This is a genomic window from Marinitoga sp. 1197 (genome assembly GCF_001021165.1).
Classification (GTDB): domain Bacteria; phylum Thermotogota; class Thermotogae; order Petrotogales; family Petrotogaceae; genus Marinitoga.
This window is the reverse complement of record NZ_AZAY01000048.1, coordinates 69,785-82,557: the sequence shown is the minus strand read 5'-3', so window position 1 is coordinate 82,557 and position 12,773 is coordinate 69,785. Positions and strand designations below refer to the sequence as shown.

Genomic DNA, 12,773 nt, shown 5'->3' with positions numbered 1-12,773 from the left:
AAAATCACCTCTAATTCGTGTTCATATAAGATTTAAATTCTTTTTGAGAAATTAATCCTTTAACAAGCAGATTATTCAATTCACTTTCATAGGAAGTGTAAAAAGTTGTATTTTTGATTTTTGAGATATCATCTTCTCTGAAAAATTCTTTGATAAATTCATTGATTTCAAGAATTTCAAAAATAGGTTTTATTGATTTATAACCAGTATAATGACATTTTTGACATCCTTTATTATTTTCATCAATATAGCAGTCACACAACAACCTTACAAAATTCTGATTAAATATTATTTTTACAGAATCAAGAATATCATTTAATGCTATACCCTTTTCAGTAAGACGATTTATTACGTTAAAAACATTATTAGAATGTATGGTTGAAAATACTAAATGACCAGTCATTGCAGCTTCAATAGTTAATTTCGCCATTTCTTCAGTTCTAATTTCTCCAGTCATTAAAATGTCAGGATCATGTCTTAGTATATTTTTTAATATAGTTGTTTTTTCAGAATCATCTTTTATTTCAATTTGTTGTGCTCCAGGAATATTGTATTCAAGTGGATTTTCAATAGTTATAATTTTCTTTTGAGAGTCTTTTAATAAATTAATTAAAATATAAGCTAATGCTGTAGATTTTCCACTTCCAGTTGGACCAGAAAACAATACAAGACCATTTTTTAATAATTTAATTTTTTCCACATATGAAATAAAAATTTCTGGATAATTTAAATTTTCTTTGATTAAATCAGAAATATCTTTAAGCTTTCTAATTACACAGTTTATGCCATTTATATTTTTTATTAAAGAAACTCTAAAGCGATGATTATAAAAAGTAAAGGACCCATCTGACGGATCCCTGTCGTTGATAATATCTATTCCTGAGAGTATTTGAATCTTAGTTAGTATATTTTCATAGTTTTTTTTAGAAATTTTATCAAATTCAATTAATGAAGTATTGAATCGATAAGATACAAGAGAAAAATCTTTATATGCTAAAAAATGCAAATCTGTAATCTTCTCTTGAAGAAGAAGATTTAAATAATTTTCTAATAAAATTTCTTTGTTATATTCAGTTGATATAAATTGTCCGTGTATCTTTTTATTAGAATAAAGCTGTTGAATAGCAATTTCTTCTAAATTATTCTTCATAATCTCCCTGCTGTGCTTCTAAATATTTTTCTAATTTTATTCGTTCTTCATTTAATACATTATTTCCGAATAATCTATAAATTGCAGGTGTTTCATATATATTTTCCCCATCAAAATCATTTAATATTTTATTATATCCTGCAGCAACAATAGTTACTTTTAATTCATCTGGTTGCATATCATCTACTTCTGTAATACCATATTTCAAATTAACTTCATCAGTTGAATAAGAATGGAGTATAGATGTAACGGTTTTTAAATCCTTTAATGTTGGGTTCTTACCAGAAACATTTACCAAAGCTGCAGTAGCATTTTGTACAGAATTTTCCAAAAATTTTGAATTTAATGCATTTTTAGCGGCCTCTTCTGCTTTGTTTGGACCTTTTCCCCAACCAATTCCTAACATAGCAGAACCACGTCTTTTTAATACAGATTCAACATCGGCAAAATCGGTATTTACCAACCCTTTTTTAGTAATTAAATCAGAGATTCCTGTAATTCCCTGATACAATATATCATCAGCTTTTGCAAAAGCTTGTCTAATAGGAATATCATCATTATCTTCTAATAACTTATCATTAGAGATTTTTATTAAGGTATCAACATATGGCTTTAATTTGTTTAATCCGCTACTTGCAATCTTCTGTTTTGTCGAACCTTCAAAATGAAAAGGAATAGTTACAACAGCAACTGTTAATATACCTAATTCGCGTGCTACTCTGGCAATTACAGGAGAAGCTCCAGTTCCAGTTCCACCACCAAAACCAGCGGTAATAAAAAGTAAGTCGGTTCCTTGAATTGTTTCTCTAATTTCATCTACGCTTTCTTCAGCGGCCTTTTCGCCCTTCTCTGGATTACCTCCAGCTCCTAACCCTCTTGTTAATTCTTTGCCAAGTTGTAGTTTGAATTTTGCACTACTTGCTTCTAATACCTGAACATCTGTATTAGCAGCAATTAAATCAACATCAGATACTCCTAATCTTATCATTCTTTCAATTGCATTATTTCCGGCACCGCCAACCCCTATAACCTTAATAACATATTTTGGTCTTTTATGAAATATTTCTTTCGGTTCATTTTCAATAGGTAAATTAAATGGCATCTTCATTACCTCCTAATAGGATTCTTCCCAATCTTGAAAAGAAACCACCCTTTTTCTCAACTTTTTCTTCTGTATAAGTATTCTCATTATATGTTTTTGCATCTTCTATGTATAATTTTGGTATATTTGTTCCACTAAAATATAAATTTATAGTTCCTATAATTGGTGAATATAAAGGATCTTTATATAACTCATCAGCATTATCAATGTAAAAATTATTGATATTATTTGAAGCAACACCTAATCGAGCTTGGCTTCCCATAAAATCGGAAATAGTTTTTTCAATATTCTTAATTCTTGCCCCACCACCTGTATGAATAATTCCAGCTTGAAGACCTCCTGCTATTTCAAGAGTATTTTCATATTCTAATTTTGCAAGATCGCTATTTAATTTATTGATTATTTCTCTCGTTCTTGCAAAAACAATCTTATTAAGTAAATTCTGTGTGGTATATTCATAATGATCACCAACCAGACTTAAATAATCTACTTTTTTTACTATTTTTGTGTCCTGCAAACATACTGCATGTTCTTCTAATAATCTTAAAGCTTCATTTTCTGAAGTTTTTAATACATGCATAATATCTTTTAAAACATATTCTAATCCAACTTCAAAGTCTAAATAAAATTTTGGAATACCATCTTTAAAAATAAGCATTCTTGCTTTAGAATGACCAAGGTCTATAATTCCAACTCCAAGATTTCTATCTGACGTATTTGTAACGCCATAAGCTGAAGCAAGCGTTGAGTCATATATTGGAATTTCTCCTTCAATTAAATTTTTTATTGTATTTCTAATTGGAGCAAAAGAATTTTCAGAAACCCATACAACATTTATAACAGCATTTAAACTATAATTTGCTACGAATGCAACAGGATTTTTCACCTTTTTGTCGTCAACTTCAAAATTTACAAATTTAATATCTAAAACTTCCTTATTTAATTCTGAATATTTTTGTTGAATGTTGGATTTTATTTTTTCTAAATCGCTTTCTGTAATTTCTTTAGGTTCAGAAAATTCCAATGTATAACTTTCTCTTGAAATTTTTAATTCATTGGTAGCATATGATAAAACTATTTCTATTTCTTTAGCTTTGCTATTTTCCCCTTCTAATGTAAATATTACATTTTCAATTTTCCTTCTTAATGCTTTAACATCCTGAATTTGTCCTTTTATAATTCCTTCGGCTTTTTCTAATGCTTTTGAAATAAGTTGATATTTTCCTTTATTCTCTTCTAATGCTATTCCTTTGATGAAGTAATTCCCAACATCAATTGCATAAATAACCTTTTTGGCCATTTTATCCCTCCTAATAAATGCTAATTAAACTACCTCCAGAGAGAAGAAAATAATTCCCCGGTTCTTTTTTTATTAATTTTGTTATCGTATTATCAAAATGATTCAAAACATCTTTCCATGAATTAAAGAATAGTTTATAACCAATATTAATATAAATAATTTTTTGTTTAAAGTCAATTTTTGAAATATAACTTAGTTGTTCTATTGATAATTTTGCAAGATCATTTTTATAAATAAAATAATCATTGAAATATATAATTGGATAACCAGCAATTGGAATATCTGAAATTTTAAAAATTATTTCATCTTTATTTAAAAGAAGATATCTACTATTAAATTTTACCACACATATGGGTTGTTGTATTACAAATTGATTTCTCGCACCTTTGCTTTTTGTAACGAAAAATTGAAATATTATATAAAAAAATATGAATAAATACAACATAATCAGCACAAACAATATGTTACGAGATGTATTCATATTAAATATCTAACTCCTTGATTTTTAAAGCATGTTCTTCTATAAACTCTCTTCTGGCAGATGGATCATTTCCCATTAATATTTCTAAAATTTCTTCTGTTTCTATAAGATCATCTATATTTATTTTAATCAATTTTCTTTTTTGAGGATCCATTGTTGTATCCCATAATTGATCTGAATTCATTTCTCCAAGACCTTTATATCTTTGAAGTGTGTATTTTGGATATTCATTTTTTAACTTCTCCAGTTCTTCATCACTATACAAATATGTTTCAAATTTGCCTGATTTAAATTTATATAAAGGAGGTTGTGCAGCATATATTTTACCTTCTTTAATAAGTTCAGGCATAAATCTAAAAAATAAAGCTAATAGAAGAGTTCTTATATGTGCTCCGTCAACATCAGCATCAGTCATAATAATTATTTTACCATATCTTAATTTTTTAATATTAAAATTGTCACCAATTCCTGTACCAATAGCTGATATTATATTTGAAACTTGTTCATTTTTCATTAATCGCTCAATATCATGTTTCTCAACATTAATAATCTTTCCTCTTAACGGAAGAATTGCCTGAAAATTTCTATCTCTTGCCGTTTTAGCATTCCCGCCAGCTGAATTACCTTCTACAATGAATAATTCAGTTTCGTCTAGATTAGTTGAAGTACAATCCGCTAATTTTCCCGGTAAAGGTGAGTTTTCAAAGATAGATTTTCTTTTAACCTTATCTCTAGCCTTTTTCGCATTTATACGTGCTCTTGCAGCTTCTTTAATACGTTCAAAAATCATTTTTGTATCTTTAGGATGTGAATCCAAAAACTTTATTAAATATTCAGATAGTACCTCATTTACCGCAACTCTTACTTCTTTGCTACCTAATTTAGCTTTTGTCTGACCTTCAAATATAGGATCTGGTAATTTGATACTTAATATAGCAATTAAACCTTCCCTTACATCTTCTCCGGTAAAATTGTCCTCTTTTTCTTTCAAATAACCATTTTTTCTGGCATATTCATTCATTAATCTGGTTAAAGTGGCTTTAAATGCTGATTCATGTTCACCACCTTCAATTGTTCTGATATTGTTTACATAACTATATATATGCGGAAAATCATTACGTGTGTACATCATTGAAAACTCAACAAGGATATCGGAGAACCCTTTACCTCTTGGATTTTTAACACTTCCTGTTCCGAAAATAGGGTTTTCGTGAATAGGTGTTTTTTTATTTTTTTTAACTAAAAAGTCTAAAAATTCTGATATACCTTTTTCGTATTTGAAGACGCTTTTTTTATTTCTTTTTTCATCAATGAATTCAATTTCAAGTCCTGGGTTTAAAAATGCCAATTCCCTTAATCTATTTTCAATAATTTGCCCTTCTACTTCAATATCACCATTTTCAAATATTTCAGAATCAGGTTTAAATTTAATATGAGTTCCTGTTTTATTAGTTTCACTTAATATTTCTACCTCAGTTACCTTATTTCCTCTTGAATATTTTTGATAATAAATTTTTCCATTTCTATGAACCCAAACCTCAAGAAATTCAGATAAAGCATTTACTACAGAGGCACCAACTCCGTGCAATCCACCACTTATTTTATAGGTAGCATTATCAAATTTTCCTCCAGCGTGTAAAGTTGTAAATACAACTTCAAGAGTATCTTTTTTTTCTGTAGGATGAGGTCCAACAGGAATACCTCTTCCATTATCAATAACTTCTATTGTATTGTCAGCATTTATTTTTACGATTATTTTTGTACAGAATCCGCTCATATATTCATCAACACTATTATCAACAATTTCATATACTAAATGGTTTAATCCAGGTTTTCCAATGGAACCTATATACATACCAGGTCTTTTTCTTACTGGCTCTAAACCTTTTAAAACTTTTATATTATCTTGAGAATATTTATTCATTGATTAACACCTCCGGAAAATTTCAAATTTTTTATTTTATCCTGTTCAAGTATATTATTAATATCTTCTAAAATTTTTTTCTTTTTAAAGATAATTTCCTGTTTAATATAATTATTATCAACATACAAAAAAAGTGTGGAGGTTTTTAGATCCACATTAACTACCTCCACTGAGGTTAAACCATGTTTTTCAAAAACTTTTTGTACGATAAGTTTTAAATCTTTTATTAATAAAACTTTTTTTAGTATATTGTTTTTGTTACTTAATTCTTTAAATAATTCATTGAAATCTTTCATTTTCATTCCCAATAATTATTATTACTAATAATAAAGTCATTCCAATAATTAATAAGTGTTTCAGTAGTTATTCCAGGAGCATTAAAAGTAAAATTAGGAATAATTCTTCTAACAGGAATAATACCTACACTTGTATGAGTTAAAAAAACTTCATCAGCTGATAGTAATTCCCATACTTCGATATTTCTTTCTTCAAAATCCATATTAAAGCTTTCTATTAAATCTAAAACTATCTTTCTTGTTACACCAGGCAATATTCCAGAAGATATGGGGGGAGTAGTTATAACTCCGGCAGTAACTATAAAAATATTTGATTTTGTTCCTTCAGTTACATATCCAAATTCATTTAATACAATGGAATCATAATATGCATTATATTTTTGTCTTAGATAAAGGCTATAACCATTTAAGTTTGTTTTAACATAATAAGGAATAACAGGATTTTTTGGTTTTCTTTCACGAGAAATAGTTAATACAACACCACTTTCTCTTAAATCATCGATTTCAATTATAGGTTCTATAAATGCATAAAAAGATTTTTTTCGCGATGTATATTTATTTACTAATACTTTTATTCGAACATCACTTTTGCAATTTATTTTTTTTATACCATCATTTAATATATTTTTTAATTTATCATATTCAGGAATTTCCAGACCAAGAAACATAGCAGATTTGTTCAATCTTTCAAAGTGGAATTTAAGAGCAAATATATTTTTATTGTAAGTTCGTAATGTTTCATATGTTGAATACCCGTTAAAAAGTTCGAAATCCTCATTCATATAATTTTCTTTTTCAATCCATTTTTCTGAATCATAAAACATGAGAAATCACTCCAGTATTATTTATATTTTTTATTTTAACATCGTAAAATTCATTATCATTTAAAATATTATTTATTTTATGATAAACATAAAATTCATCATACCCATAACTAAAACTATTTTTTTTATCAACTTTTTCAATTAGCACAGTTACTTTTTTATTTTTTAAATGCCCCAGATATTTTTTAGATGAATTTTGTATATGCTTTTGTAATACTTTCATTCGCTCTTTTTTTATATTTCCAGGAATTTGTTCCTTCATTCGAGCAGCTTTTGTATTAGGTCTACTTGAGTACCTAAAAGCATGAATGCGAGAAAAATTATATTTTTCTAAAAAATTAATTAACTTTTGAAAATCATTATTGCTTTCTCCAGGAAATCCTACTATTAAATCTGCAGATATCGAAAAAAATGAATTTATAGAATATATTTTATCAAATAACATATGTAAATATTTTTCATTATATTTTCTGCCCATATTTTTTAGAATATTATCAGAAATATGCTGAAGGGATAAATGAATATGTTTTTCAAAAATACTACTATCATTCAGCAATTTAATAAACTCTTCATCAATAAAATCAGGATACAAAGAACTTATTCTAAATCTAATATTTTTTTCTCCATATTTTTTATTTATATCAAAAATTAATTTTTTTAAATTATAATCTGTACCATAACCAAAATAAGATAAATTAATGCCTGTAAATATAATTTCCTTTATATTTTGAGATAATATACTATCAATACTTTCAAAAATTTGCTCTTTTTCGACACTTCTTATTTTATTTCCTCTTGCAAATATAATTCTACAATATGAACAGAACTCAAGACATCCTTCTTCAATTGGAAGAAAATACCTTGAATATGAATTATATGGTTTAGATGGTATAAATACCTTCTCTTTTGTATTATTCCAATAACTTTTATCGACAAAAACGCCTTCTTTATCAATATACTGCTCAATATATTTTTTTTCTAAGTTGCCAAGGATTAAATCTGCTCCTGCTTTTTTTAATTCTTCGACATTAGTATGAGCATAACATCCAACCACAATTATTTTTTTAGACATATCTTTCCTTTTTATGCTTCTAATTAACTGTTTTATTTTCCTTTCCGCTTCAGAAGTAACCGTACATGAATTTATTAAAATATAATCACAATTATCCTTTTTATTATCATAAGTTATTTCGAAATTTAATTGTTTTAGTTTTTCACCGATAAATTCACTTTCAGCTTGATTTAATTTACATCCATAAGTAATAATATCTATTTTTTTCATTTCCACGTTTCTTCCAAAATCCCCTTTGCTGCAAGACTTAATAATTTTATTCTTCTAACTATTCCAACTAATCTATTATCATAATCAACAACAGGAACAATTTTTAAGCTGTTTTTTATTATTACATCTGCAACATGTAAAGCTGTATCATCATAATAAACTTTTGTTGGACTTTTATCCATAATTTCCGATACAGGTTTATGTAAAATATTGCTTAAACCTTTAATAAATTGTTGTGAATCGGGTATAAATGATGTGGACTGCATTAAAGAGAGATATCCTGGAATAGATGATTTTATTACCATGGATTCACTTAATAGTCCCACAAGATGAAATTCTTCATCTACAACAGGTAAAGCGGAATAGCCATGTCTTTCACATAAAGTTATAAATCTTTCAATAGTCACATCTATCATCAAAGAAGTCACATCTTTTAACATTATATCTTCTACCCTCATCATTTCACCTTCTTTGTTTCAAAATAATTAAAGTATTTATATATTTCGTCTATATTTTCTATGTATTTTTCAACATGATGTACTTTCGCAATAGCCGTTGCCATACCAAACTTTGCAGATTCAAGAAAGTTTTTTCCATTTTTTAGCATATAATATATTATTCCTGTCATAAAGGAATCACCAACACCAAACAAATGGGATCTATCAACTGTTTCATTCACTTTAAAAAGCCATATTCCATCATTTGTTGCTATGATATCTCCTTCAACATGATAGCTTAAAACAGCTAATTTAGCTCCATGCTTAATTATATCTTCCGCTGCATAAATATAATCTTTTATATCATTTAACTCATTATCAAAATATTTTTTTTCTTTTCTTAAATCAACCCTTACAACTTCAGGACATGCATTTTTAACAGCAAGATTAAAATGACTCCCGTTTGCTTCCATATAAGTTGTTATATTTCTTTCGTGAGCTAAAGAGAACATTTTTGCATATACATCATCTGGTGTATATGGCGGAACGCTACCAGAAATCAAAACGTGATCTACCAGAGATAGAGAATTTATATATCTTTGCATAAAATGTTCGATATCTGTATCAGTTAATTTTGGTCCACTGGAATTAATTTGAGTAATTGTATGATTTTTTAAATCCAATATTGCTATATTTTCACGAGTTTCTTCCTCTACAAAAATGAAATTAGCTGTAATATTTCTGTCTTCCAAAAGTTTTTCTAAAAAAACTCTTCCAACAAAACCACCTAAAAAACCTAAAGCCATATTTTCAATTCCTAATTTACTAAGCATTTTCGATACATTTACACCTTTTCCGCCTGGTTCCATGAGAGCATTTGAGGGATTTGAAATTCTAAACATTTCTCCGCTTTTAAAATTTTCTATTATAATTTCTCTATCAAGAGATGGGTTTAAGGTTACTGTCATTACATCCATATTCGAGCCCCCTAATAATAAATTATTTTTCACTATAATTATACCACAAATCATTTAATTATATATAAATTTTAATTTAATTCGTTTCTCTAAATAATTACCGTGTCCGAAAACAAAGTAAGAAAACTCAAAAATTGCATAGATGAAGAATTGAATAAATCTGCTTATAGTGAATTTGGGATGGTCAAACCCTTCATTTTATTTTTGTATGAATTGAATAAAATCTTTTAAATATTTTATTCTGAAAACATATGAAGAAATAAAATAAATAAAAATTCCATCAAAAACTAAAAAAATTGTATATAAATTAGAAGAGTGAATATTTTTTAGAATAAATAAACTTAAAATCATAATAATTGTCGAAATAATAATTTTAAAAATTTCTATATAGTCATATTTATTAAAATGAATAAAAAATTCCCAACCTAAAATCAGCATACCAACAAATCCTGAAATACTCGTAGCCAGTCCGATACCAGCAACACCCATATATTTTGCTAGAATAATATCTAGAATAATATTTATAAAAACCATAATAAATGAAATTCTGGTAGGTTTTTTTGTGTTTAGTTTTGAATAATAATTTCTAACTAAAATTCCGTGGATAGAATAAAATATTATTCCTATTGAATATGTTATTAGTGTAAAAGCAGTTATTATAGTATCTTTTTCTGTGAATGTACCTCGCTGATAAATTAATTTTATAATATCGTTGCTTAAAAAAATCAAACCAGATGAAGCAGGAATAGTTAAAAACAGAGAAATTAATATGGCTTCTTTAAATTCAAATATAAATTTTTCTTTTTGTTTATTATGCGATAATTTGGACAATCTGGGTAAAATTACATTTGCGATACTAACCGAAAAAATTGCCAGAGGTAATTGGTATAATCTTAAAGCGTATTGTATGGTTGCAACACTTCCCTTGCCTGTCCATGTTGCTATGTTAGTATCAACAATACTGTTGATATGGGATATTGCAACTCCAAAAAAAGCAGGAATAAACATATTCATAATTTCATTAACATAATCTTTTTTTAAAGTAAAATAATAGTGAAAGAGTTTTTTCTTTTTTATATAAATAAATAAAAAAAGTAGTTGAAAAAACCCTCCAAAAAAAAAGCCAATAGTTGGTCCATAAATCTTTACTGAAAAATACGAAGAAAAAATTATACCAAATATGGTAAAAATATTTGTAATAGCTGGTGAAACAGCAGAAATAAAAAAATTATTTTCATTATACAATATTCCGGAAAATATTGACCATATAGAAATGAAAGTAATAAAAGGAAATGTTATTTTTATAAGATTTGAAGATAATGATATATATTCAGCATTCATACCGCTACCAAGAATTTTTACAAAAGATTGTGAGAAAAAAAGAACAAGAATATACAATGATACTGTAATAATAAGTAAAAGATTAATAGCAGTACTTGCGAAGATGTCTGCGTCTTTTCCTTTTTTTCTTGAATATAAAGGAATGAATACAGTTGAAAATGCTCCTTCTGCAAAAATTCTTCTTAAGAAAAATGGTAATAAAATAGCAATTATATAGGCATCATATTCGCCACTTCTACCAAAATAATATGCAAACAACATATCTCTAAATAATCCTAAAAATCTGCTAACCATAGTAGCTGAAGCAAATATCGCAGTAAATTTCATTATATCAGACATAATTCATCCTCCAATATTAAAAAAGCCCATACGGGCTTTTAGATAGTTTCAACCATTATACACTTATAAAATAAATATTCCACTTCGGAATCATTTAATGACTCAAGATATTTTTTTATTTCTTCTGATTCAGCTCCAGGTTGATACCAAAATTTTTTAAACCCGTGTTTATATGCTCCTTTTGTGATTTCTAAACCAATTTTTGGGGGAACTACAAAATTCAAAATGTCTACATTTGGTAAATCTTTTACACTTTTATAAGTTTTAATACCCTCGATTTGTTCATAATTTGGTGTTACTGGTAAAACCTCATATCCTTTTGAAATTAAATCTTTTAAAATTTTATAGCCATATTTAGATTTATTTGTAGTTGCACCAATCAAAGCAACTTTCTTGATTTTTTTCATATCAAACATTTTATCCCTCCATTCTAAATCATATTAATTAAATAATATAATAATGGTACAGTCAATATTGATAATAATGTGCTCACAAAAACCAGCAAATTACCAAGTGCAGGATTTATTTTTAATTCTTCTGTTATAAAAGAAACATTCATACCAACAGGCATTCCAACTTCAATAACAAAAACACCAGCTAATATGGGATCCAAATTCATAAATTTAACCAGAAAAACAGCGATTATTGGAAAAATAACTAATTTGAAAATAGTAGTTAATATAGTATCATATAAATCATAAATTTTAATCTTAATTCTTGATAAAGAAACGCCAATATTAATCAGAATAATAACAATACTGGCATCTTTTATCATTTCTATAGGTCGTGATAAAAAAAATGGTAAATTATTCCAATACAAATCATTTGCTCCTAAAACCCATCCTATTAAAAACCCCCATAACATAGGAAGTTTTAGCATATTTGTTAAACCTTTTCGAATATTTCCTGTTAATATTATTATACCAATAGAAAAAGATAGTAAGGTCATAACTATAACATAAATAACAGCTTTAGATATATATTCTTCACCAAATAAAGCTTCAACTACAGGGTATCCTAAATATCCACCATTAGAAAACATTAATGCAAAAGAAATGATACCTTTTTCAGCTTTTATTAAATTAAATTTTTTTAAAATAAAAGGAATTAAAATTGATAAAACAAATATTACTAAATATCCCATAAAATATGATTTTAATTCTTTAAATAAAGGGGGATGAGAGTTAATCGCGGTAAATGCCAGTACATTTCCAGCAATCCATATAGTTATTTTATTTAATATAGTATTATCCAGGTCAAAAAAAGCCTTTCCAAAAACATATCCCAATAAAATTATTAAAAACAAAGGTAAAATTTTAA

Annotated in this window: 13 protein-coding genes; all 13 read right to left on the bottom strand. The window is 26.9% G+C overall.

Annotation, left to right across the window (positions count from 1 at the left end; all coding sequences use genetic code 11):
- Positions 1-10: 10 nt before the first annotated feature.
- The 13 genes from X275_RS10070 to X275_RS10010 all read right to left on the bottom strand — a co-directional run bounded on the left by X275_RS10070 (position 11) and on the right by X275_RS10010 (position 12,759).
- Positions 11-1,150 carry a GspE/PulE family protein gene (locus X275_RS10070; protein WP_047268682.1) on the bottom strand — a complete coding sequence of 380 codons (1,140 nt, stop codon included), beginning with the start codon at positions 1,148-1,150 and terminating at the stop codon, positions 11-13.
- Positions 1,140-2,252 carry a cell division protein FtsZ gene (gene ftsZ / locus X275_RS10065; protein WP_047268681.1) on the bottom strand — a complete coding sequence of 371 codons (1,113 nt, stop codon included), beginning with the start codon at positions 2,250-2,252 and terminating at the stop codon, positions 1,140-1,142. The genes X275_RS10070 and ftsZ overlap by 11 nt, the downstream gene beginning before the upstream one ends.
- A complete protein-coding gene (locus X275_RS10060; protein ID WP_047268680.1) occupies positions 2,242-3,552 on the bottom strand; it encodes a cell division FtsA domain-containing protein in 1,311 nt (436 codons plus the stop codon). The genes ftsZ and X275_RS10060 overlap by 11 nt, the downstream gene beginning before the upstream one ends.
- Positions 3,553-3,562: 10 nt before the next feature.
- Positions 3,563-3,898: a DUF4894 domain-containing protein gene (locus X275_RS10055; RefSeq protein WP_197072647.1), complete on the bottom strand. Its 336-nt coding sequence runs from the start codon at positions 3,896-3,898 to the stop codon at positions 3,563-3,565.
- 136 nt (positions 3,899-4,034) lie between these two features.
- Positions 4,035-5,957, bottom strand: a complete 1,923-nt coding sequence (locus X275_RS10050; protein ID WP_047268678.1) for a DNA gyrase/topoisomerase IV subunit B — start codon at positions 5,955-5,957, stop codon at positions 4,035-4,037.
- Positions 5,954-6,259 carry a DciA family protein gene (locus tag X275_RS10045; protein ID WP_084825191.1) on the bottom strand — a complete coding sequence of 102 codons (306 nt, stop codon included), beginning with the start codon at positions 6,257-6,259 and terminating at the stop codon, positions 5,954-5,956. The genes X275_RS10050 and X275_RS10045 overlap by 4 nt, the downstream gene beginning before the upstream one ends.
- Entirely contained in the window at positions 6,256-7,077 is an 822-nt protein-coding gene (locus X275_RS10040) for an aminotransferase class IV (RefSeq protein WP_047268676.1), read from the bottom strand. Before X275_RS10040 ends, X275_RS10045 begins: the two co-directional genes overlap by 4 nt.
- A complete protein-coding gene (gene mtaB / locus X275_RS10035) occupies positions 7,067-8,359 on the bottom strand; it encodes a tRNA (N(6)-L-threonylcarbamoyladenosine(37)-C(2))-methylthiotransferase MtaB (protein WP_047268675.1) in 1,293 nt (430 codons plus the stop codon). The genes X275_RS10040 and mtaB overlap by 11 nt, the downstream gene beginning before the upstream one ends.
- On the bottom strand, positions 8,356-8,817 hold the full coding sequence (locus tag X275_RS10030; protein WP_047268674.1) for a CBS domain-containing protein: 462 nt from the start codon (positions 8,815-8,817) through the stop codon (positions 8,356-8,358). The genes mtaB and X275_RS10030 overlap by 4 nt, the downstream gene beginning before the upstream one ends.
- The gene (locus X275_RS10025) at positions 8,817-9,773 is read right to left on the bottom strand and encodes a 1-phosphofructokinase family hexose kinase (protein ID WP_047268673.1); all 957 of its coding nucleotides are present in this window, start codon (positions 9,771-9,773) and stop codon (positions 8,817-8,819) included. Before X275_RS10025 ends, X275_RS10030 begins: the two co-directional genes overlap by 1 nt.
- Before the next feature lie 198 nt (positions 9,774-9,971).
- The gene (murJ, locus tag X275_RS10020) at positions 9,972-11,453 is read right to left on the bottom strand and encodes a murein biosynthesis integral membrane protein MurJ (RefSeq protein WP_047268672.1); all 1,482 of its coding nucleotides are present in this window, start codon (positions 11,451-11,453) and stop codon (positions 9,972-9,974) included.
- 38 nt (positions 11,454-11,491) lie between these two features.
- Positions 11,492-11,869: a CoA-binding protein gene (locus X275_RS10015; protein ID WP_047268671.1), complete on the bottom strand. Its 378-nt coding sequence runs from the start codon at positions 11,867-11,869 to the stop codon at positions 11,492-11,494.
- Positions 11,870-11,883: 14 nt separating this feature from the next.
- The gene (locus X275_RS10010) at positions 11,884-12,759 is read right to left on the bottom strand and encodes an AEC family transporter (protein WP_197072646.1); all 876 of its coding nucleotides are present in this window, start codon (positions 12,757-12,759) and stop codon (positions 11,884-11,886) included.
- Positions 12,760-12,773: the final 14 nt, after the last annotated feature.